The 21647-nt window shown below is 53.7% G+C and carries 17 protein-coding genes; 10 read left to right on the forward strand and 7 right to left on the reverse strand.

The genetic code is table 11. The features are described 5' to 3' along the window. Position 1: 1 nt before the first annotated feature. Both KE671_RS06630 and rlmKL read right to left on the reverse strand, forming a co-directional pair. A complete protein-coding gene (locus KE671_RS06630; protein ID WP_206162258.1) occupies positions 2–1909 on the reverse strand; it encodes an ABC transporter ATP-binding protein in 1908 nt (635 codons plus the stop codon). Between the two features lie 12 nt (positions 1910–1921). Next, the gene (gene rlmKL / locus KE671_RS06635) at positions 1922–4030 is read right to left on the reverse strand and encodes a bifunctional 23S rRNA (guanine(2069)-N(7))-methyltransferase RlmK/23S rRNA (guanine(2445)-N(2))-methyltransferase RlmL (protein ID WP_206162259.1); all 2109 of its coding nucleotides are present in this window, start codon (positions 4028–4030) and stop codon (positions 1922–1924) included. A 97-nt stretch (positions 4031–4127) separates the two neighbouring features. On the opposite strand from rlmKL, the gene KE671_RS06640 reads away from it, so the two are divergent. Further along, entirely contained in the window at positions 4128–5237 is a 1110-nt protein-coding gene (locus tag KE671_RS06640) for a YcbX family protein (RefSeq protein WP_206162260.1), read from the forward strand. Here KE671_RS06640 and zapC read toward each other — a convergent pair. Together zapC and pyrD are read right to left on the reverse strand one after the other, a co-directional pair. Next, positions 5234–5776 carry a cell division protein ZapC gene (gene zapC / locus KE671_RS06645; protein ID WP_206162261.1) on the reverse strand — a complete coding sequence of 181 codons (543 nt, stop codon included), beginning with the start codon at positions 5774–5776 and terminating at the stop codon, positions 5234–5236. The genes KE671_RS06640 and zapC overlap by 4 nt on opposite strands. A gap of 179 nt (positions 5777–5955) precedes the next feature. Next, positions 5956–6966, reverse strand: coding sequence for a quinone-dependent dihydroorotate dehydrogenase (gene pyrD, locus KE671_RS06650; protein ID WP_206162262.1), 1011 nt, complete (start codon positions 6964–6966; stop codon positions 5956–5958). Positions 6967–7209: 243 nt separating this feature from the next. Here pyrD and ssuE point away from each other — a divergent pair, with 243 nt between their 5' ends. From ssuE to ssuB, 5 genes are read left to right on the forward strand one after another with little or no spacing between them, the layout of a single operon-like run. Then, positions 7210–7785 carry an NADPH-dependent FMN reductase gene (ssuE, locus tag KE671_RS06655; RefSeq protein ID WP_206162263.1) on the forward strand — a complete coding sequence of 192 codons (576 nt, stop codon included), beginning with the start codon at positions 7210–7212 and terminating at the stop codon, positions 7783–7785. Beyond that, positions 7778–8752 (forward strand): sulfonate ABC transporter substrate-binding protein, encoded by a 975-nt coding sequence (locus KE671_RS06660; protein ID WP_206162264.1) that lies wholly within the window; start codon positions 7778–7780, stop codon positions 8750–8752. Before ssuE ends, KE671_RS06660 begins: the two co-directional genes overlap by 8 nt. Beyond that, positions 8749–9894 carry an FMNH2-dependent alkanesulfonate monooxygenase gene (gene ssuD, locus KE671_RS06665; RefSeq protein ID WP_206162265.1) on the forward strand — a complete coding sequence of 382 codons (1146 nt, stop codon included), beginning with the start codon at positions 8749–8751 and terminating at the stop codon, positions 9892–9894. Before KE671_RS06660 ends, ssuD begins: the two co-directional genes overlap by 4 nt. An 11-nt stretch (positions 9895–9905) precedes the next feature. After that, positions 9906–10697 carry an aliphatic sulfonate ABC transporter permease SsuC gene (gene ssuC, locus KE671_RS06670; RefSeq protein WP_206162773.1) on the forward strand — a complete coding sequence of 264 codons (792 nt, stop codon included), beginning with the start codon at positions 9906–9908 and terminating at the stop codon, positions 10695–10697. Next, positions 10694–11461, forward strand: a complete 768-nt coding sequence (gene ssuB / locus KE671_RS06675) for an aliphatic sulfonates ABC transporter ATP-binding protein (RefSeq protein ID WP_206162266.1) — start codon at positions 10694–10696, stop codon at positions 11459–11461. Before ssuC ends, ssuB begins: the two co-directional genes overlap by 4 nt. A gap of 103 nt (positions 11462–11564) precedes the next feature. Here the strand turns inward: ssuB and pepN are convergent, their stop codons facing one another. Further along, positions 11565–14177 carry an aminopeptidase N gene (gene pepN / locus KE671_RS06680; RefSeq protein ID WP_206162267.1) on the reverse strand — a complete coding sequence of 871 codons (2613 nt, stop codon included), beginning with the start codon at positions 14175–14177 and terminating at the stop codon, positions 11565–11567. A gap of 267 nt (positions 14178–14444) precedes the next feature. Between pepN and pncB the strand changes: the two genes are divergently transcribed. The 4 genes from pncB to aspC all read left to right on the forward strand — a co-directional run bounded on the left by pncB (position 14445) and on the right by aspC (position 20307). Further along, positions 14445–15647, forward strand: a complete 1203-nt coding sequence (gene pncB, locus KE671_RS06685) for a nicotinate phosphoribosyltransferase (protein ID WP_206162268.1) — start codon at positions 14445–14447, stop codon at positions 15645–15647. A gap of 163 nt (positions 15648–15810) precedes the next feature. Further along, positions 15811–17220, forward strand: coding sequence for an asparagine--tRNA ligase (asnS, locus tag KE671_RS06690; protein WP_206162269.1), 1410 nt, complete (start codon positions 15811–15813; stop codon positions 17218–17220). Between the two features lie 603 nt (positions 17221–17823). Further along, entirely contained in the window at positions 17824–18933 is a 1110-nt protein-coding gene (gene ompF / locus KE671_RS06695) for a porin OmpF (protein WP_283093108.1), read from the forward strand. Between the two features lie 183 nt (positions 18934–19116). Next, on the forward strand, positions 19117–20307 hold the full coding sequence (aspC, locus tag KE671_RS06700; protein ID WP_206162270.1) for an amino acid aminotransferase: 1191 nt from the start codon (positions 19117–19119) through the stop codon (positions 20305–20307). 93 nt (positions 20308–20400) lie between these two features. Here aspC and KE671_RS06705 read toward each other — a convergent pair whose 3' ends face one another. Next, positions 20401–21048: an MBL fold metallo-hydrolase gene (locus KE671_RS06705; RefSeq protein ID WP_206162271.1), complete on the reverse strand. Its 648-nt coding sequence runs from the start codon at positions 21046–21048 to the stop codon at positions 20401–20403. Positions 21049–21067: 19 nt separating this feature from the next. Next, a complete protein-coding gene (locus tag KE671_RS06710) occupies positions 21068–21616 on the reverse strand; it encodes a YcbK family protein (protein WP_043001180.1) in 549 nt (182 codons plus the stop codon). Between the last annotated feature and the right edge of the window lie 31 nt (positions 21617–21647).

Consider the following 21647-nt stretch of genomic DNA (forward strand, 5'->3'; position numbering starts at 1 on the left):
ATTATGCACCATTCTTTAACGCTTCAAGATACTCCCAGCGCTCAAAGGCCTGTTCAAGTTCTTGCTCTGCATTGGCCAGATCGGCCAAAACCTGTTGCGTCTGCTCATGAGGCTGGCTGAAAAACGCGGCATCGGCAACCTGCGCCTGCAGCGTTTCCAGTTTCGCTTCCAGCGCTTCCAGCAACTGCGGTAATTGTTCCAGTTCGCGCTGCAGTTTATAGCTTAGTTTGCTACTGCCGCGTTTTACAATTTCTGCTTTCGGGGCAATAACTTCCTCTGTTTTTTTCGCCACAGGTTGTTTAAACGCCAGATGCTGTTCCTGTTGACTGCGCGCGTCGTGATAACCGCCGACGTAACGACCGATTTTTCCGTTACCTTCGAAAATCCAGCACTCGGTCACCGTATTATCGACAAACTGACGATCGTGGCTCACCAGTAACACGGTGCCCTGATAACCATCAATCAGCTCTTCCAGCAACTCCAGCGTTTCGACGTCAAGATCGTTGGTGGGTTCATCGAGAATTAACAAATTGCTGGGTTTCAGAAAAAGACGCGCTAACAACAGACGATTTCGTTCACCGCCGGAGAGTGCACGTACTGGCGTCATCGCCCGCTTCGGATGGAACAGGAAGTCCTGGAGGTAGCCGAGCACATGGCGCGGTTTGCCATTAACCATCACCTCCTGCTTCCCTTCCGCGAGGTTATCCATCACGGTTTTATCCGGATCCAGTTCCGCACGATGCTGGTCAAAATAAGCCACTTCCAGTTTAGTACCGACGTGGATACGCCCGCTGTCCGGTGACAACTGGCCCAGCATCAGCTTCAGCAGCGTGGTTTTACCACAGCCGTTAGGCCCGATCAGCGCAATTTTATCGCTGCGCTGTACCTGAGCAGAAAAGTCTTTCACCAGCTGTTTACCGTCGACCTGGTAATCCACGTTCTCCATTTCGAAGACGATCTTACCGGAGCGGGTCGCCTCTTCGACCTGCATCTTCGCGGTGCCCATCACTTCGCGGCGTTCGCTGCGTTCACGGCGCATCGCTTTCAGCGCCCGCACACGACCTTCATTACGGGTACGACGGGCTTTGATGCCCTGACGGATCCACACCTCTTCCTGCGCCAGCTTGCGATCGAACTCGGCGTTCTGGAGTTCTTCGACACGCAGCGCCTCTTCTTTCTCAACCAGGTATTGATCGTAATTCCCCGGATAGGTCACCAGCTTGCCGCGATCGAGATCGACAATACGGGTCGCCATATTGCGAATAAAAGAACGGTCGTGGGAGATAAAAATAATCGTCCCATTGAACGACTTCAGAAACCCTTCCAGCCAGTCAATGGTTTCAATATCAAGGTGGTTGGTCGGTTCATCCAGCAGCAGAACGCGCGGATTACTGACCAGCGCACGACCCAGCGCGGCTTTACGCAGCCAGCCGCCGGACAGCGACGACAGCGCCGCGTTAGGATCCAGTCCTAACTGCGCCAGCACTTCATTGATTCGGTTTTCCAGTTGCCACAGATTGTGGTGATCGAGCTGCTCCTGCACCTTTGCCAGTTCATTCAAGTTTCTGTCGCTCGGATCGGTCATCACCAGGCGTGAAATATCGTGGTAACGCTTGAGATATTCCGCCTGCTCTTCAATGCCTTCCGCGACAAAATCGTAAACGGTGCCTTCGACATTGCGCGGGGGATCCTGTTGCAAACGGGCAACGATCAGATCCTGCTCATAAATAATGCGCCCATCGTCCAGACCCTGCTCACGATTGAGGATCTTCATCAACGTTGATTTTCCGGCGCCGTTACGGCCTACCAGACAGACGCGTTCGTTATCTTCGATATGCAATTCTGCATTATCGAGAAGGGGCGCGTCGCTGAACGACAGCCATGCGCCATGCATACTGATTAATGACATTGATTTATCCTTTCAGGCTGCGGTAATCAGCCAACAGTTGTGGATTTGACGGTTACGGGCAAAGTCCTGAGAAAGCGTTTTTTGGGTGATTTCTTGTGCTTTCAGTCCCAGCGCCGCCAGGCCGTCAAGATCCATACGGAATCCGCGTTTATTGTTGGAGAACATGATCGTGCCGCCTTTACGCAGCAGACGTTTCAGATCCTTCATCAGCGCCAGATGATCGCGCTGAACGTCAAAAGCGTCCTCCATCCGTTTTGAGTTGGAGAACGTTGGAGGATCGATAAAAATCAGATCGAACTGTTCATTGGCTTCACGCAGCCAGGCCAGACAGTCGGCCTGGATCAGGCGATGCGCACGTCCGCTGAGGCCGTTCAGACGCAGGTTACGCTCTGCCCATTCCAGGTAAGTGCGCGACATATCAACCGTCGTGGTGCTGCGCGCGCCGCCTAAACCTGCATGCACACTGGCGCTGCCGGTGTAGGAGAACAGATTGAGGAAGTCTTTGCCATTGCTCATTTGTCCCAGCATCCGTCGCGCAATACGGTGATCGAGGAACAGACCGGTATCCAGGTAATCAGTCAGGTTCACCCACAGACGAGCGTTGTATTCACTAACCTCGATGAATTCCCCTTTCTCGTTCATCTTCTGATACTGGTTTTTACCCTTCTGCCGTTCACGGGTTTTTAGTACCAGTTTATTCGGCGCAATCTCCAGCACCGACAGGGTGGCCGCGATAATATCAAACAGACGCTGACGCGCTTTCTGCGCATCGACGGTTTTCGGCGGCGCATACTCCTGAATCACCACCCAGTCGGCGTAGCGATCTACCGCCACGTTGTATTCCGGTAGATCGGCATCGTACAGGCGGTAACATTCAATCCCCTCCTGTCGCGCCCATTTTTCCAGCTTCTTGATGTTTTTACGCAGACGGTTGGCATAGTCTTCCGCCACCGTCGCCGGTTTACTGTCCGGCGTGCTTTCCGCCACATGGTAGTTCTTCTGCACGCAGTCCAACGGACCGTTTTTCGCTTTGAACTGCTTGTCCGCACGCAGTTGCAGGCTGCTTAACAAATCCGGCGAGGCGCTGAACAGGGAGAGATTCCAGCCGCCGAACTGGTTCTTCATGGTGCGTCCCAGCAGGCTATGCAGCGCAATCAGCGCCGGCTCGCTGTCCAGACGTTCACCGTAAGGCGGGTTACTGATCACGGTTCCGTATGGCCCTTTCGGCAGCGGATTGCTCAGTTGCGCCACATCTTTCACTTCGAAGGTGATCAGTTCGCCAATCCCTGCGCGACGGGCGTTGCTGCGTGCGCGTTCAATCACGCGGGCATCGCTGTCAGAACCGTAAAAACGCGAGGTGTACTCCGCCAGGCCTTTGCGGGCGCGGGTTTGCGCTTCGGCCTTCACGACCTGCCAGATAGCCTCATCATGCTGCGCCCAGCCGCTAAACCCCCAGCGACCACGGTGTAGGCCCGGCGCGCGGTCGGTCGCCCACATGGCCGCTTCAATCAACAACGTTCCTGAACCACACATCGGGTCGAGCAGGGGTGTCCCCGGCTGCCAGCCAGAGCGCATCACAATCGCCGCCGCCAGCGTTTCTTTGATCGGCGCCAGACCCGTGCGATCGCGATAACCGCGCAAATGCAGGCCATCGCCGCTTAAATCCAGCGCAATGCTGGCCGTGTCTTTATTCAGCCAGACGTTCACGCGGATGTCTGGCGATTCGCGATCGACATTCGGGCGCGGCAGATTTTTACGCGTGAAGGCATCAACAATCGCATCTTTGACTTTCATCGCGCCATATTGGCTGTTGCGAATGGTGTCATTCAGCCCGCTAAAGTGGACCGCAAAGGTCGCCCCCGGATTAAACATCGCCGTCCAGTCGATCGCCTGCACGCCAAGGTATAGGTCTAAGTCACTGTAAACTTTGCACTCACCCAATGGTAAAATAATGCGCGAGGCCAGACGACTCCACATCAGGCTCTGGTAGACAAGCCGGGTGTCGCCCTGGAAATGGACCCCACCCTGAACCACCTGACACCCCACGGCGCCGAGGCTTTCCAGTTCAGTTTTTAACAGCTCTTCCAGCCCACGGGCCGTACTGGCAAACAAAGAATTCATAGCGTCACTTATACTCGAAGAAAATTGCTGCGCATTATAGCTAATATGCGCGCTATGTCATAAAGTTGAGGGCTTATTTCTTTTGAGGGGCCGTACCGTGTTGACGTTATCCAGACTTTTCATCCACCCCGTCAAATCAATGCGTGGCATTGGGCTGACCCACGCTCTGGCAGACGTCAGCGGTCTGGCTTTCGATCGTATTTTTATGATCACCGAAGCCGATGGCACCTTCATCACGGCGCGTCAGTTTCCACAGATGGTGCGCTTTACTCCCTCGCCCCTGCATGACGGCCTGCATTTGACCGCGCCTGACGGCAGCAGCGCGCTGGTGCGGTTTGCTGATTTTGCCGCCCAGGATGCGCCAACGGAAGTCTGGGGTAACCATTTCACTGCGCGAATCGCCCCGGATGCGATTAATCAGTGGCTAAGCGGCTTTTTCTCCCGCAGCGTACAACTCCGTTGGGTCGGACCACAACTGACCCGTAGGGTCAAACGCCACGCGAGCGTGCCACTCTCCTTTGCCGATGGTTTTCCGTACCTGCTAGTGAATGACGCTTCGTTGCGCGATCTGCAGAAACGCTGTCCGGCGGGCGTACAGGTGGAACAGTTCCGTCCGAACATCGTGGTCTCTGGAGCAACGGCGTGGGAAGAAGACCACTGGAAGGTGATCCGCATTGGCGAGGTCACTTTTGAGGTAGCGAAGCCATGCAGCCGCTGTATTTTTACCACGGTCAGTCCGGAAAAAGGACAGAAACACCCTTCCGGCGAACCGCTGGCGACGCTGCAAACCTTCCGAACCGCACCGGACAATGGCGATGTCGATTTCGGGCTGAACCTGATCGCCCGTAACAGTGGAGTGATTCGCGTTGGTGACGACGTTGAAATTTTATCGACCGGCCCGGCTCGGGTGTACGGTGCCGCCGCGCAAGATGACGCCGTTGATGCCGTGCAGCAACCCGAGTCCAGCGTTACCCTCGACTGGCAGGGACATGCGTTTCAGGGAAATAATCAACAGGTACTGCTTGAGCAACTGGAAAACCAGGGGATCCGGGTTCCCTATTCGTGTCGGGCGGGAATTTGCGGCTGCTGTCGTATCAAACTGCTGGAAGGCGAAGTGAACCCGCTGAAGCGTTCGGCACTTGGCGATGACGGCACCATCCTCAGCTGTAGCTGCGTGCCAAAAACCGCGCTGAAGCTGGCGCTTTAAACCGCCTGTTCGAAGCTGAAGCTGTGCGGACGAAACTGCGGCTTCAGTCGGTCATTCATAATTTTAATCGCATCGCCAAGCTGCATGGTTCGCCCGGCCACAACCACGCCGGGTTGCGCCAGCAGGCACAGCGCCGCATTCTCGCCAGGCTCCACCACAAGCAGATTGATTTGCTCCTGGGTATCACTCAGCCAGACACAGGCCGCATCGCCGGTTCCTGGTGACCAGTTTTCGCCGTGCGCCACAAAGTGCCAGCTTTTCGGCATCTGCGGTTTCAGATAGCGAATGGCCACCAGCGCATTGAGTACCAGTTCCGCTTTCTGGTCTTTAGTGAGTTCAAGGTCGCGGCACTTTTCTTCAAAAGAGAAGTACAGCGCGGCATCATCAACGCAAAAACCGGACGGTGAGAATGCATCCGGGGTGAGCATTTTGCGGGCAAAACGCGAGCGAAATAACATGCCATTGGCTAAATCGAGCATCATTCGGTCATGCTCTTCGTCATAATACCAGCGCCAGTTATCGTCAGGTTTAATTCGCATTGTTTTCTCTCCCCTTTCCATCGCCCCGTTGCAAAATTGTCCTTTTTCGCCGCTTCGTTTATTACCCTAATAAGCAAAGCCTAAAATGTTTAAATAAGCAACAGTGAAAGAATATAAAACAACCAGGGGAGGAAATAAACCCCTGGTTGTCGGATATTCTGATAAAGAGAGATAAAAAATCAAATATGAGTAACGATTTCTTTAATCAGCGGCGGACCTTTAAAAATAAACCCGGAATAAATCTGAACCAGCGACGCCCCGGCAGCCATCTTCTCGCGCGCGGCAATCACTGAGTCGATACCGCCGACGCCAATAACAGGCAATTGGCCTTTTAATTCCTGAGACAGACGGCGGATAATTTCTGTACTTTTTAATTGCAACGGACGGCCACTTAAGCCCCCCATTTGATCGCAATTTTTCATTCCCTGAACCAGAGAACGATCGAGTGTTGTATTGGTGGCAATAACGCCATCAATATTATGCCGTACTAAACTATCGGCAACCTGGATCAGTTCTTCTTCAGAAAGATCCGGCGCGATCTTTACTGCGATCGGGACATATTTTTGGTGGATCGTTTGCAGATCGTTTTGTTTATTTTTAATCGCTGTAAGCAAATCATCCAGCGCGTCGCCATATTGCAATGAACGTAATCCCGGTGTATTTGGTGAGGAGATATTAATGGCAATATAACCGGCATAGGCATAGATTTTTTCCATGCAAATCAGATAGTCATCTTTACCCTGCTCGACCGGCGTATCTTTATTTTTGCCGATATTAATCCCCAGCACCCCGTCATAATGGGCCTTTTTAACATTCTCCACCAGGTTATCAACGCCGTGATTATTAAAGCCCATGCGGTTGATCAAACCTTCGGCATCGACCAGACGGAACAGTCTTGGCTTATCATTGCCTGGCTGCGGACGCGGCGTCACGGTACCGATCTCGATCGAGCCAAATCCCATTGCGCCCAGGGCATCGATACACTCCCCGTCCTTATCCAGACCGGCAGCTAACCCGAGCGGGTTTTTAAAGGTTAATCCCATACAGGTGACCGGTTTTGCCGGAACTTTCTGGCGGATCAGCGCTTCTAGCGGCGTTCCCGTTATACGACGTAATTGCTGAAATGTTAATTCATGAGCGCGCTCAGGATCGAGCTGGAAAAGGGCTTTACGAACGAAGGGGTAGTACATGAACTCTCCTGGATTCCCGGTGTGCAAACCGGGGGCGTATTATGGGTGATATCGGTCAAAAAGGGAATTGACCTGCGGCAATAAAAAGCAAACGTTTTCCCTGCCCCCTTCTTTTTATACAATTTTCAGCTTTTCTATTGCGCATAAATCATTTCGATTCCCGATTCCCCTCTGTCAGACTGCAAAAATTGTTATCAATGTTAAATAAAAGCGAACAATTGGTTATAAGGGGAGAATGCATTTATGCGCGTCATCACTCTGGCGGGAAGCCCACGCTTTCCCTCTCGATCCAGTGCTTTACTGGAATATGCCCGGGAAAAACTCAACGACCAAGACGTCGAGGTGTACCACTGGAATCTGCACAACTTCGAGCCTGAAGATCTGCTGTATGCCCGTTTCGACAGTCCGGCGTTGAAAACCCTGGTTGAGCAACTGAAGGAGGCGGACGGTCTGATTGTTGCCACGCCGGTTTATAAAGCCGCCTATTCCGGAGCGCTAAAAACGCTGCTCGATTTGCTCCCGGAACGGGCGCTGGAAGGAAAAGTGGTTCTGCCACTGGCGACGGGCGGCACCGTGGCTCATCTCCTCGCCGTCGATTACGCGCTGAAGCCGGTGCTCAGCGCCCTGAAAGCCCAGGAGATTTTACACGGCGTGTTTGCCGATGACTCCCAGGTGATCGACTATCAGCATAAACCGCATTTCACCCCCAATTTACAGCTGCGTCTCGATAAGGCGCTGGAAACGTTCTGGCACGCCCTGCATCGCCGCGACGTTAACGTTCCCGCTTTTGAAACTGTACGAGGTGCAGCCCATGCGTAATCTTCTCAAAGCCCGAACGGCCTGGCTGGCATTCGCTGGACTGCTGGCCTTTTCCGCACTGACACAGGCGGCGGAGCCCTCACCTGATGCCCTGCGTATTGGCTATCAGAAAGGCAGTATCAGTATGGTTCTGGCGAAAAGCCACCAGCTTCTGGAAACACGTTATCCCGGGACAAAAATCTCCTGGATTGAATTTCCCGCCGGGCCGCAGATGCTGGAAGCGCTGAATGTCGGCAGTATCGATCTGGGCAGCACCGGTGATATTCCGCCCATTTTCGCCCAGGCTGCCGGGGCAGATTTAGTCTACGTCGGCGTCGAACCGGCAAAACCGAAAGCCGAAGTCATTCTGGTGCCGGAAAACAGTCCCATCAAAACGGTGGCGGAACTGAAAGGCCATAAGGTGGCATTACAGAAAGGATCCAGCTCGCACAACCTGCTACTGCGTGCCCTGCAACAGGCCGGGCTGAAATTTACCGATATCCAGCCTACCTGGCTGACGCCTGCCGATGCCCGTGCGGCTTTTCAGCAGGGAAATGTCGATGCGTGGGCCATCTGGGATCCCTACTATTCCGCGGCCTTATTGCAGGGTGGCGTGCGCGTACTGAAAGACGGTAGCGATCTGAAACAGACGGGATCGTTCTATCTCGCCGCGCGACCGTACGCAGAGAAAAACGGCGCATTCATTCAGGGCGTGCTGGATACCTTCAGTCAGGCGGACGCATTAACCCTCAGCCAGCGTCAGGAGAGTATCGCGTTGCTGGCGAAAACGATGGGTCTGCCGGAACCGGTGATTGCCTCGTATCTCGATCATCGCCCACCAACCACTATTTCACCGGTCAGCGATTCCGTGGCCGCTTTGCAACAACAAACCGCGGATCTGTTTTACGACAACCGGCTGGTACCGAAAAAAATCGATATTCGCCAGCGTATCTGGCACCCCACTCAACAGGAAGGAAAATCATTATGAGCCTGAATATGTTCTGGTTTTTGCCGACCCACGGTGACGGTCATTATCTGGGTACCGAAGAAGGCTCTCGCGCGGTGGATCAAGGCTATTTACAGCAGATTGCTCAGGCAGCGGATCGTCTGGGATTCACCGGCGTGCTGATCCCAACCGGACGATCCTGCGAAGACGCATGGCTGGTCGCGGCATCAATGATCCCGGTAACTCAGCGACTCAAATTCCTGGTGGCATTGCGCCCAAGCGTCACCTCACCGACGGTCGCCGCACGTCAGGCCGCCACGCTCGACCGTCTCTCCAACGGTCGCGCGCTGTTTAACCTCGTTACCGGCAGCGATCCGCAGGAGCTGGCAGGCGACGGCGTGTTTCTCGATCACAGTGAACGTTACGAGGCCTCTTCGGAGTTCACCCAGGTCTGGCGTCGTTTATTACAGGGTGAAACCGTTGACTTCAACGGCAAGCACATCCACGTTCGCGGGGCGAAGCTGTTCTTTCCGCCGATCCAACAGCCGTATCCCCCACTCTACTTCGGCGGCTCTTCCGATGTCGCCCAGGATCTGGCCGTTGAGCAGGTCGATCTTTATCTCACGTGGGGGGAACCGCCTGAGCTGGTGAAAGAGAAAATCGACCAGGTACGCGCTAAAGCTGCGGCCCGCGGGCGCCATATTCGTTTTGGCATTCGCCTGCACGTCATTGTCCGGGAAACTACCGAGGAAGCATGGCGGGCTGCGGATCGACTGATAGCCCACCTTGATGACGAGACCATTGCGAAAGCGCAGGCGGCGTTTGCCCGCACGGATTCTGTCGGTCAGCACCGGATGGCGGCGCTGCATAATGGCAAGCGCGACCAACTGGAGATCAGCCCGAATCTGTGGGCAGGAGTGGGTCTGGTGCGTGGTGGTGCCGGGACCGCACTGGTCGGTGACGGGCCAACGGTGGCGGCGCGCATCAATGAATATGCCGCACTGGGCATCGACAGCTTTGTGCTTTCCGGCTATCCGCATCTGGAAGAAGCGTACAGAGTCGGCGAGCTGTTGTTCCCGCATCTGGACGTCGCGATCCCGGAAGTTCCGCAGCCGCAACGCCGACATCTGCAGGGCGAAGCGGTGGCGAATGAGTTTATCCCGCGCAAGGTTGCGCAGAGCTGAGGAGAACCATGATGGCAACGCCAACGAAAAAGTGGTTATTACGCGCTGCCCCCTGGTTTTTACCGGTGGGCATCGTCGCCGTCTGGCAACTGGCCTCCTCCATGGGCTGGCTCTCCGGGCGCATTTTACCCTCACCGGAAGGGGTGATTACCGCCTTCTGGACGCTTTCCGCCAGCGGCGAACTCTGGCAGCATCTGGCCATCAGCTCCTGGCGCGCGCTGATCGGCTTTTCGATCGGCGGTTCGATTGGCCTGACGCTGGGGCTTATCAGCGGCTTATCGCGCTGGGGAGAACGTCTGCTGGATACCTCAATCCAGATGCTGCGCAACGTTCCACATCTGGCGCTGATTCCATTAGTGATCTTGTGGTTTGGCATTGATGAAACCGCCAAAATCTTCCTGGTGGCGCTGGGAACGCTCTTTCCTGTCTATATCAATACCTGGCACGGGATCCGTAACATCGATCGCGGTCTGGTGGAAATGGCGCGCAGCTACGGATTATCCGGCTTTTCGCTGTTTATCCACGTGATCCTGCCCGGCGCCCTGCCCTCGATTATGGTCGGCGTGCGTTTTGCGCTGGGACTGATGTGGCTGACGCTTATCGTCGCCGAAACCATCTCCGCCAATTCAGGGATCGGTTATCTGGCGATGAACGCAAGGGAGTTTCTGCAAACGGATATCGTGGTTGTCGCCATCATTCTCTACGCCCTGCTCGGTAAACTGGCCGATGTCAGCGCTCAACTGCTGGAACGCGTCTGGCTGCGCTGGAACCCGGCTTATCATGTGAAGGAGGCCACCGTATGAATACCGCCCGTCTTAACCAGGGTACGCCGCTCCTGCTGAATGCGGTAACGAAAAAGTACGCGGCTAACACTGTACTGAATCAGTTGGATCTCCATATCCCGGCAGGCCAGTTTGTTGCCGTTGTCGGACGCAGCGGCGGTGGCAAAAGCACCCTGCTACGTCTGCTGGCAGGGTTGGAATCACCGAATGCGGGTGAATTGCTGGCGGGTACCACACCGCTTCGCGATATTCAGGACGATACTCGGATGATGTTTCAGGATGCCCGGCTTTTGCCATGGAAGTCAGTGATTGATAACGTAGGTCTGGGTCTCAAGGGCAACTGGCGGGACGCTGCGCGACAGGCGCTGGCGGCGGTTGGGCTTGAAGACCGGGCGAAAGAATGGCCTGCGGCGCTTTCCGGCGGACAAAAACAGCGTGTCGCGCTTGCAAGGGCGCTGATCCATCGGCCAGGTCTGCTGTTGCTTGACGAACCGCTTGGCGCACTGGATGCGCTAACGCGCCTGGAGATGCAGGATCTCATTGTTTCACTGTGGCAGGAACATGGTTTTACCGTGCTGCTGGTGACACATGACGTCAGCGAAGCCGTGGCGATGGCCGATCGCGTTTTGCTTATTGAGGATGGCAAAATCGGGCTGGATCTGACCGTGGATCTTCCGCGTCCGCGTCGACTGGGATCGGTGCGTTTAGCGGAACTGGAGGCCGACGTGTTGAGTCGGGTCATGCGGCGAGGGGTAACAGAACAGCCGATCCGTCGACATGGATAAGCATTCAGGACGTTACAGGCCCGGTAAGCGTGAGCGCCACCGGGCATTTTACCGGATGGCGGGGTTACCGCCTTATCCGGCTGACAAACGACAGGTCAATGTCTCAGGCTAACGCTTTGGCTACCTTCTCAAACAGATCGCCGGAGAGATTCTCCAGCCCTTTCAACTGTTCCAGCGCGGCACGCATTTTTTGCTGACGCTTCGCATCGTAACGTTTCAGACGGATCAATGGTTCGATCAGGCGTGACGCTACCTGCGGATTACGGCTGTTAAGCTCGGTCAACATCTCAACCAGGAACTGATATCCGCTGCCATCTTCCGCGTGAAAAGCCGCCGGGTTACTGCCGGCAAACGCGCCGATAAGCGAACGAATACGGTTCGGGTTGCTCATGCTGAACGAACGGTGTTTCAACAGGCCACGCACCGTGTCCAGCACGTTATCCGCAGGGCTGGTGGACTGCAGGATAAACCATTTGTCCATCACCAGACCATCCTGATGCCACTTGTCGTCATACTCCTGCATCAGCGCGTCACGGCACGGTAGCTGTGCAGCCACGGCCGCAGACAGTGCCGCCAGTGCATCGGTCATGTTGTTGGCTTCACGATATTGCTTACTCACCAGCGTGTCCGCCAGCGTCGTTTCACCAAAGGCCAGGAAGCGCAGGCAGGCGTTACGTAGCGTACGTTTGCCGATGTCCGCATGCTCAACGCGGTACTCCTCCAGCCGGTTGGCGTTGTAGACGGCCAGGAACTCATCCGCCAGTTCAGTTGCCAGCGTACGCGTTAACGCTTCGCGAACTTCCGCGATCGCCAGCGGATCGATGATCTCAAACAATTCAGCCATTTCGTTTGCCGAAGGCAGCGTCAAAATTTCCGCAGCCAGTGCCGGATCGATCTTCTCATCCAGTAGCACCGCACGGAAAGCATCCGCCACATGCACCGGCAGAGAAAGCGGTTGTCCCTGCTGATGACGCGCTACGTTGAGCTTGATATACGTTGCCAGCAGACTTTGCGCCGCGTCCCAACGGGAGAAGTCGTTGCGCGCATGGCGCATCAGGAACGTCAGTTGCTGATCGCTCCATTTATACTCCAGTTTCACCGGAGCAGAAAACTCGCATAGCAGCGCCGGTACCGGCTGGAAATAAACGTTGTCGAACACAAACGTCTGCTCCGCCTGCGTCACGTTCAGCACAGCGTTCACCGGGTGGCCGCCTTTCTGCAGCGGGATCACTTTACCTTCGTTGTCATACAGTTCGATGGCAAACGGAATGTGCAGCGGCTGTTTTTCGGCCTGATCCGGCGTTGCCGGCGTGCGCTGGCTGAGGGTCAGCGTATATTGCTCGGTTTCCGGATTGTAATCATCTTTGACGGTGACAACCGGCGTGCCTGACTGGCTGTACCAGCGACGGAAATGGGAAAGGTCGACGTTAGACGCGTCCTCCATGGCCTGAACGAAATCATCACAGGTCGCCGCGCTGCCGTCGTGACGTTCAAAGTATAGCTGCATCCCTTTCTGGAAATTCACCTCGCCCAGCAGGGTGTGGATCATGCGAATCACCTCTGCGCCCTTTTCATACACGGTCAGGGTGTAGAAGTTGTTCATCTCAATGACCATGTCCGGGCGGATTGGATGCGCCATCGGGCTGGCATCTTCGGCAAACTGCAGGCCGCGCATCGTGCGCACGTTGCTGATCCGATTAACCGCACGGGAACCGAGATCCGAACTGAACTCCTGATCGCGAAAGACGGTCAAGCCCTCTTTCAGACTCAACTGGAACCAGTCGCGACAGGTGACGCGGTTACCGGTCCAGTTGTGGAAATATTCATGGCCGATCACGCGTTCAATATCGAGATAATCTTTGTCGGTGGCGGTGTCGGTGCGCGCCAGCACATATTTGGAGTTAAAGATATTCAGACCTTTATTTTCCATCGCGCCCATATTAAAGAAGTCGACGGCGACGATCATATAGATGTCGAGATCGTACTCCAGGCCGAAGCGCTCTTCGTCCCATTTCATCGAGTTCTGTAACGACGTCATCGCCCACGGCGCACGGTCGAGATTGCCGCGATCCACATACAGCTCCAGCGCCACTTCGCGCCCGGAACGGGTCGTAAAGGTGTCGCGCAGCACGTCGAAATCACCGGCGACCAGCGCGAACAGATAGCACGGTTTCGGGAACGGATCCTGCCACTGAACCCAGTGACGACCGTTTTCCAGTTCCCCCTCGCCGGTACGATTACCGTTGGAGAGCAAGAACGGATATTTACTTTTATCGGCAATAATTTTGGTCGTAAAACGCGCCAGCACGTCCGGGCGGTCGAGATACCAGGTAATATGGCGGAAGCCTTCCGCTTCGCACTGGGTGCATAACGCATCGCCCGACTGGTACAGGCCTTCCAGCGCGGTATTTCGGGCCGGGCTGATTTCATTCACAATACGCAGCGTAAAACGCTCGGGCAGATTGCTGATCACCAGCGCGCCCGCTTCTTCTTTCCAGGCTGTCCAGGGTTCATCGTTGACGTGGAGAGAAACCAGCGTCAGATCTTCTCCATCCAGTTTCAGCGGGGCATCCGATGCGCCATGACGAACAGCCTGGCTCACTGCCGTGACCACGGTTTTTTCAGCATCCAGGTCAAAGGTCAAGTCAATATCAGTAATCTGGTAATCCGGCGCACGGTAGTCGTGGCGGTATTTGGCTTGTGGCTGTTGTGTCATAAAAAAACCTTTAGCATCTTTTTGAAGAGTCTCGACTCCAGTCTATTCCTGTTGCGTAAAACGCGCTACGCAGAATGTTTATCTTTTCAGGCACAAACACTCTTTTCGCTACATTTTTATAACACGCGGCACGAAATGCACTCGACCCTGGCGTCAGCTTATGGTGTGATCGGGGTTCAATAAATCGCTAAACAAGGTATACTCCAGCGGTTTTCTTAGTTGTTTATTGTACTAAACGCTCCCGTGAGAGGATGCTACTGCGCACCTATGACACAATTCGCTTCTCCTGTTCTGCACTCGCTGCTGGATACAGATGCTTATAAGTTGCATATGCAGCAAGCCGTATTTCACCACTACTATGATGTGCAGGTAGCGGCTGAATTTCGTTGCCGAGGCGACGACCTGCTGGGTATTTATGCCGACACTATTCGCGAGCAGGTCAATGCTATGCAGCATCTGCGCCTGCAGGATGATGAGTATCAGTGGCTCTCCGGCCTGCCTTTCTTCAAAGCGGATTACCTCAACTGGTTGCGTGATTTTCGCTATGACCCACAACAGGTATCCGTCAGCAATGACAACGGGAAGCTGAATATCCGCTTAACCGGCCCGTGGCGCGAAGTCATCATGTGGGAAGTTCCACTGCTGGCGGTGATCAGCGAGCTGGTTCATCGCTATCGCTCGCCGGAAGTGGGCGTTGCGCAGGCCCTCGATACGCTGGAGACGAAACTAGTCGAATTCTCTGCTTTAACGTCCAGTCTCGATATGTCCCGCTTCCACCTGATGGATTTCGGTACCCGTCGCCGTTTTTCCCGCGACGTGCAGCAGGCTATCGTTAAGCGTTTGCAGCAGGAGTCGTGGTTTGTTGGCACCAGTAACTACGATCTGGCGCGTCGTCTGTCGCTAACGCCTATGGGCACCCAGGCGCACGAGTGGTTCCAGGCGCATCAACAGATAAGCCCTGAACTGGCGACCAGCCAGCGCGCAGCCCTCGCCGCATGGTTGAATGAATACCCGGATCAATTAGGCATTGCACTGACCGACTGCATTACTATGGACGCGTTCTTACGTGACTTTGGCAGTGAATTTGCCACCCGTTATCAGGGACTGCGCCATGACTCTGGCGATCCGGTTGAATGGGGTGAAAAAGCCATCGCCCATTATGAGAAGCTAGGTATTGATCCGCACAGTAAAACGCTGGTCTTTTCTGACAACCTCGATCTGACTAAAGCCGTTGATCTTTACCGTCATTTCTCCTCCCGCGTGCAGTTGAGTTTTGGTATTGGTACGCGTCTAACCTGCGATATTCCGCAGGTTAAACCGCTGAACATTGTGATCAAACTGGTCGAGTGCAACGGTAAACCGGTCGCTAAGCTCTCTGACAGCCCGGGCAAAACCATTTGCCACGACAAAGCCTTTGTTCGCGCGTTGCGCAAAGCGTTTGATTTACCGCATATCAAAAAAGCCAGTTAATCCGTCCCGGGAGCCGCTTTGGCTCCCTTTTCGCACTTATTTCTGAAATCTTTCTCTTTGCCTGTGAATTCTGCTTGTCTGATTGCAGATGCCAGGTAACATAGGAAATCCCCATTCCGGGGAACATGTGTTTATATATCGGACTAATAACAGAGAGAATATTATGAGCGTTGTGCCTGTAGCCGACGTACTCCAGGGCCGCGTAGCCGTTGACAGCGAAGTCACCGTGCGCGGATGGGTACGTACCCGCCGAGATTCAAAAGCTGGCATCTCCTTCCTCGCCGTTTATGACGGTTCCTGCTTTGATCCTGTACAGGCCGTCATTAATAATTCTCTGCCCAATTACAATGAAGAAGTGCTGCGTCTGACCACCGGCTGTTCCGTCATTGTCACCGGTAAGGTTGTCGCTTCTCCAGGGCAAGGACAGAGTTTTGAGATCCAGGCGACGAAGGTTGAAGTCAGCGGCTGGGTTGAAGATCCGGACACGTACCCGATGGCGGCGAAACGTCACAGCATCGAGTATCTGCGTGAAGTTGCGCACCTGCGTCCGCGTACCAACATGATTGGTGCCGTCGCACGTGTTCGCCACACGCTGGCTCAGGCGCTGCATCGTTTCTTCGACGAGCAGGGTTTCTTCTGGGTTTCCACTCCGCTGATCACCGCGTCTGACACCGAAGGTGCGGGTGAGATGTTCCGCGTGTCCACGCTGGATCTGGAAAACCTGCCGCGTGACGATCAGGGCAAAGTGGATTTCGACAAAGACTTCTTTGGTAAAGAGTCCTTCCTGACCGTCTCCGGCCAGTTGAACGGCGAAACTTACGCCTGCGCGCTGTCGAAGATCTATACCTTCGGCCCGACCTTCCGTGCGGAAAATTCTAACACCAGCCGTCACCTGGCGGAGTTCTGGATGCTGGAGCCGGAAGTAGCGTTCGCCAACCTGAGCGATATCGCCGGCCTGGCGGAAGGCATGCTCAAATATGCCTTCAAAGCCGTACTGACCGAGCGTGCTGACGACATGAAGTTCTTTGCTGAGCGCGTGGATAAAGAAGCGATTAGCCGTCTGGAACGTTTCATTGAAGCGGATTTCGCGCAGGTGGATTACACCGATGCAATCGCTATTCTGGAAGAGTGCATTAAGAAAGGCAGAAAGTTCGAGAACCCGGTTTACTGGGGTGTCGATCTCTCCTCCGAACATGAACGTTATCTGGCAGAAGAGCACTTTAAAGCGCCGGTTGTGGTGAAAAACTATCCGAAAGACATTAAAGCGTTTTATATGCGCCTGAACGAAGACGGGAAAACCGTTGCCGCGATGGACGTTCTGGCGCCGGGTATCGGTGAAATCATCGGGGGGTCTCAGCGTGAGGAGCGTCTGGATGTGCTGGATGCACGCATGCTGGAAATGGGCCTGAACAAAGAAGACTACTGGTGGTATCGCGATTTGCGCCGCTACGGTACTGTGCCGCACTCTGGTTTCGGTCTCGGCTTCGAGCGTCTGATCGCCTACGTTACCGGCGTACAGAACGTTCGTGACGTGATCGCATTCCCACGCACACCGCGTAATGCGACGTTCTAAGATCGTTCACAAAAAGGCCAGCCTTGCTGGCCTTTTTTATCGCCTGAAATGTCAGTTTTTGTGAGTAATAAGTAAGCAATTCTACGATCAACTCCCAAATATCCCCACTCCTGTTACCTGATTTTACGTTGTAATATTTCTGCACAAAAAATAAACCGCAGTTTTCTTGCGGATTAGTATTTCCTCACCCAATAGCACATTTTATACACAATCCCACAGCATTCCAGACGTCCAGATACGGCCATAAGCAAAACTGGAAACGTCTATTTTCTGTACGCCATTCTTCTTTTATCCAAATTAAAGATAAGAAAATCATATAAATAGATATAAATGGCGTGATCTGGAGATGAAATCGTTGCGAAATTTGATATCGTTCACAAAGTTCCAGAAATGTAATAAATAGTTACACATTTTTTCTTTCTGAAACCAATTCTTTATCTTTGTAGCACTTTCACGGTAGCGAAACGATAGTTTGAATGGAAAGATGCCTGTCAGACACATAAAGACACCAAACTCTCATCAATAGTTCCGTAAATTTTTATTGACGAAATTTATTGGCGGCAGTGGCAGGTGTCATAAAAAAACCAATGAGGGTAATAAATAATGATGAAGCGCAATATTCTGGCAGTGGTTATCCCTGCCCTGCTGGTAGCCGGTGCAGCTAACGCTGCAGAAATCTACAACAAAGACGGCAACAAACTGGACCTGTACGGTAAAACCGTTGGTCTGCACTATTTTTCTGATAACAAAGGCAATGACGGCGACCAGACTTACGCCCGTCTTGGTTTCAAAGGGGAAACTCAGATCAATGACCAACTGACCGGTTACGGCCAGTGGGAATATCAATTCCAGGGTAACAACTCTGAAGGCGGCGATGATGCTCAGAATGGTAACAAAACCCGTCTCGCGTTCGCCGGTCTGAAATTCGGTGACGCGGGCTCCTTCGACTACGGTCGTAACTACGGTATCGTTTACGATGCACTGGGTTACACCGATATGCTGCCAGAATTCGGCGGTGATACTGCGTACAGCGATAACTTCTTTGTTGGCCGTGTTGGTGGCGTTGCGACCTACCGTAACTCTAACTTCTTCGGTCTGGTTGATGGCCTGAACTTCGGTATTCAGTACCTGGGTAAAAACGAGCGCGCAAGCAGCTACGAAGTTGACTCTACCGATCCGACCAGCAACAACTTCAGCGATGTTCGTCGTTCTAACGGTGACGGTGTCGGCGGTTCTATTAGCTACGAAATGAATGGCTTCGGCATTGTAGGTGCTTACGGTGCAGCTGACCGTACTAATGCACAGCAGGATCCGGCACTGCGCGGCAGTGGCGAAAAAGCTGAGCAGTGGGCGACTGGCCTGAAATACGATGCGAACAACATCTACCTGGCAACTAACTACGGTGAAACCCGTAACGCTACCCCGATCAGCGGTGGTTTCGCGAACAAAACTCAGGACTTCTTCGTTGTGGCTCAGTACCAGTTCGATTTCGGTCTGCGTCCGTCCATCTCCTACAACAAGTCTAAAGCGAAAGACGTTGAAGGCGTAGGTAGCGAAGATCTGGTGAACTACATTGAAGTGGGCGCAACCTACTACTTCAACAAAAACATGTCCACCTATGTTGACTACCAGATCAACCAGATTGATTCTGACAACAAACTGGGCGTGAATTCTGACGATACCGTTGCTCTGGGTATCGTATACCAGTTCTAATAGCAGACCCCTTTGCTAAATGCCTAAAAAACAGGACTTCGGTCCTGTTTTTTTATGCCTGTCAGCGAAATCTTGCGACTTCAAAAAACCTTCAGGCTTTTCATCACTAACGGTTGGCATTTTGTAAATCTACCGTTAACCTGATAACGGATTTCCCTTCTGTAACCACAATGGAACCTCGTCATGTTTGAGAACATTACTGCCGCCCCTGCCGACCCCATTCTGGGTCTGGCCGATCTGTTTCGTGCTGATGACCGTCCTTCTAAAATTAACCTTGGGATAGGTGTCTATAAAGATGAAACTGGCAAAACGCCAGTGCTGACCAGCGTCAAAAAAGCCGAGCAATACTTACTCGAAAATGAAACAACAAAAAACTACCTCGGCATTGACGGTATTCCGGAATTTGGCCGTTGCACGCAGGAGCTTCTGTTCGGCAAAGGTAGCGCGCTTATCAACGACAAACGCGCACGCACGGCGCAAACGCCGGGCGGCACCGGCGCGCTACGCGTTGCAGCCGATTTCCTGGCAAAAAATACGGCAGTAAAACGCGTCTGGGTGAGTAACCCGAGTTGGCCAAACCATAAGAGCGTGTTTAACTCCGCCGGGCTTGAAGTGCGTGAGTACGCTTACTACGACGCAGAAAACCATTCTCTCGACTTCGACGCGCTGAAAAACAGCCTGAGCGAAGCGCAGGCGGGCGACGTGGTTCTGTTCCACGGCTGCTGCCATAACCCAACCGGTATCGATCCTACGCTTGAGCAGTGGCAAACCCTGGCTCAGCTTTCCGTCGAAAAAGGCTGGTTACCGCTGTTTGACTTCGCGTATCAGGGCTTCGCCCGTGGTCTGGAAGAAGATGCGGAAGGACTGCGCGCGTTCGCTGCGCTGCACAAAGAGCTGATTGTCGCGAGCTCCTACTCCAAGAACTTTGGTCTGTATAACGAGCGTGTGGGTGCCTGTACGCTGGTTGCGGCAGATACGGATACCGTTGAGCGCGCCTTCAGCCAGATGAAATCCGCCATTCGTGCGAACTACTCTAACCCGCCAGCCCACGGCGCGTCTGTGGTTGCCACCATCCTCAGCAACGATGCGCTGCGCGCAATCTGGGAACAGGAACTGACCGACATGCGTCAGCGCATTCAGCGTATGCGTCTGCTGTTTGTGAACACCCTGCAAGAGAAAGGAGCGGATCGCGATTTCAGCTTCATTATCAAACAAAACGGCATGTTCTCATTCAGCGGCCTGACCAAAGAGCAGGTTCTGCGTTTGCGTGAAGAGTTTGGCGTTTACGCGGTGGCCTCTGGTCGCGTCAACGTTGCGGGCATGACGCCGGATAACATGGCACCGCTGTGCGAAGCCATTGTCGCCGTGCTGTAAGCATTCCCTCAAAAGACAAAGCCCGCGGACGCGGGCTTTTTTTTGCCGGATGGCGACTCACCTCTTCTCCGGCCTAAAAGAATTATCGTTCTGTTACCAGACAGGCATTTCATCCTGCAAGAACGGATTGTGCAACCGTTCATAACCCAGCGTCGACAGCGGTCCATGACCAGGTATAAATGTTACGTCATCGCCTAGCGGCAACAGTTTACGTTTGATCGAATCAATCAGTTGGCTGTGATCGCCGCGCGGGAAATCACTACGCCCTACGCCACCTTTAAAAATCACGTCCCCTGAGATGAGAAGTTGCGACTGCTCGTCAAAGAAAACAACGTGTCCAGGCGTATGGCCAGGGCAATGCAACACCTGTAAAGTCACATTCCCTACGCTGACACGATCTCCTTCGTTAAGCCAACGATCGGGTGTCAACGGCTGACATTCGCCGAGGCCAAACATGCGACTCTGAGCAGGTAATCCCTGCAGCCAGAACTCATCTTCTTTTTCCGGACCGATAACCGGTACGCCATAGTGCTGCGCCAGTTCTGCCGCAGCTCCCACATGATCGAGGTGTCCGTGAGTGAGCAGGATCTGCGTCAACGTGATGCCGCTGACATCCACTTCCTGTTTGATTTTCTCAGCATCGCCACCGGGATCGACAAGCGCTGCCAGACGCGTTTGCTCACACCAGATCAAAGAACAGTTCTGGGAGAACGCGGTGACCGGAATAATACGATAGTTCATACTGCTCCTGTTTCGTTAATCACCAGTGCCGCGCCGGCCCGGTGTCAATATGCACAAAGTTACTGCGTGGGTAGTATCCTACACCACCTGCGCGCATAGATAACGCGGCTTTGCGAATATTACTTAACGAAATGCCTTCGATATGAAAATCCATAGCCTGGCCTTTGGTGTGATAGCTTTGTTTCGCTACCCCACGGCTGTGCGCACGCAATTCATTGTTAGTATCCAGTGAACGATAACCGGAAATCAATTGAACGGGCTTACGTGTTCCCAATAGCCCTTGCAGGCGGAAAAGCTGATCGAAAAGTCTGGGATCGATGGACTTCACCTTATTCGCGCGATAGTCACGGAAAAAATGGTTAAGTTTGGCTAATTCATCCTGAATATAAGCTCTGCCATCAAAAAATTCCGCTTTAATTGACTCTCCAGTATTGAGATTGCTCAGAGTCAAAATACGCGGACGCGGGGTAGAGAGTGTGGCAAACGCAGGCACAGGCAAGATGGCAGCCCCGAGGGCAGCACCACCTAACGCCAGCAGTTTGCGGCGATTAGCGTCAAATTTGTCCATGGTTTAAGGTCTACAGGTCAATGTTATCGTC

This window comes from Citrobacter amalonaticus (assembly GCF_018252635.1).
GTDB classification, from domain to species: Bacteria; Pseudomonadota; Gammaproteobacteria; order Enterobacterales; family Enterobacteriaceae; genus Citrobacter_A; species Citrobacter_A amalonaticus_E.

What these genes read in the sequence shown, in the direction of transcription:
- KE671_RS06630 (WP_206162258.1), bottom strand. Translation starts at nt 1,909, where the DNA reads ATGTCATTAATCAGTATGCATGGCGCATGGCTGTCGTTCAGCGACGCG.
- pncB (WP_206162268.1), top strand. Translation starts at nt 14,445, where the DNA reads ATGACACAATTCGCTTCTCCTGTTCTGCACTCGCTGCTGGATACAGAT.
- ssuB (WP_206162266.1), top strand. Translation starts at nt 10,694, where the DNA reads ATGAATACCGCCCGTCTTAACCAGGGTACGCCGCTCCTGCTGAATGCG.
- ompF (WP_283093108.1), top strand. Translation starts at nt 17,824, where the DNA reads ATGATGAAGCGCAATATTCTGGCAGTGGTTATCCCTGCCCTGCTGGTA.
- asnS (WP_206162269.1), top strand. Translation starts at nt 15,811, where the DNA reads ATGAGCGTTGTGCCTGTAGCCGACGTACTCCAGGGCCGCGTAGCCGTT.
- pepN (WP_206162267.1), bottom strand. Translation starts at nt 14,177, where the DNA reads ATGACACAACAGCCACAAGCCAAATACCGCCACGACTACCGTGCGCCG.
- zapC (WP_206162261.1), bottom strand. Translation starts at nt 5,776, where the DNA reads ATGCGAATTAAACCTGACGATAACTGGCGCTGGTATTATGACGAAGAG.
- KE671_RS06705 (WP_206162271.1), bottom strand. Translation starts at nt 21,048, where the DNA reads ATGAACTATCGTATTATTCCGGTCACCGCGTTCTCCCAGAACTGTTCT.
- KE671_RS06710 (WP_043001180.1), bottom strand. Translation starts at nt 21,616, where the DNA reads ATGGACAAATTTGACGCTAATCGCCGCAAACTGCTGGCGTTAGGTGGT.
- KE671_RS06660 (WP_206162264.1), top strand. Translation starts at nt 7,778, where the DNA reads ATGCGTAATCTTCTCAAAGCCCGAACGGCCTGGCTGGCATTCGCTGGA.
- ssuE (WP_206162263.1), top strand. Translation starts at nt 7,210, where the DNA reads ATGCGCGTCATCACTCTGGCGGGAAGCCCACGCTTTCCCTCTCGATCC.
- aspC (WP_206162270.1), top strand. Translation starts at nt 19,117, where the DNA reads ATGTTTGAGAACATTACTGCCGCCCCTGCCGACCCCATTCTGGGTCTG.
- ssuC (WP_206162773.1), top strand. Translation starts at nt 9,906, where the DNA reads ATGGCAACGCCAACGAAAAAGTGGTTATTACGCGCTGCCCCCTGGTTT.
- rlmKL (WP_206162259.1), bottom strand. Translation starts at nt 4,030, where the DNA reads ATGAATTCTTTGTTTGCCAGTACGGCCCGTGGGCTGGAAGAGCTGTTA.
- pyrD (WP_206162262.1), bottom strand. Translation starts at nt 6,966, where the DNA reads ATGTACTACCCCTTCGTTCGTAAAGCCCTTTTCCAGCTCGATCCTGAG.
- ssuD (WP_206162265.1), top strand. Translation starts at nt 8,749, where the DNA reads ATGAGCCTGAATATGTTCTGGTTTTTGCCGACCCACGGTGACGGTCAT.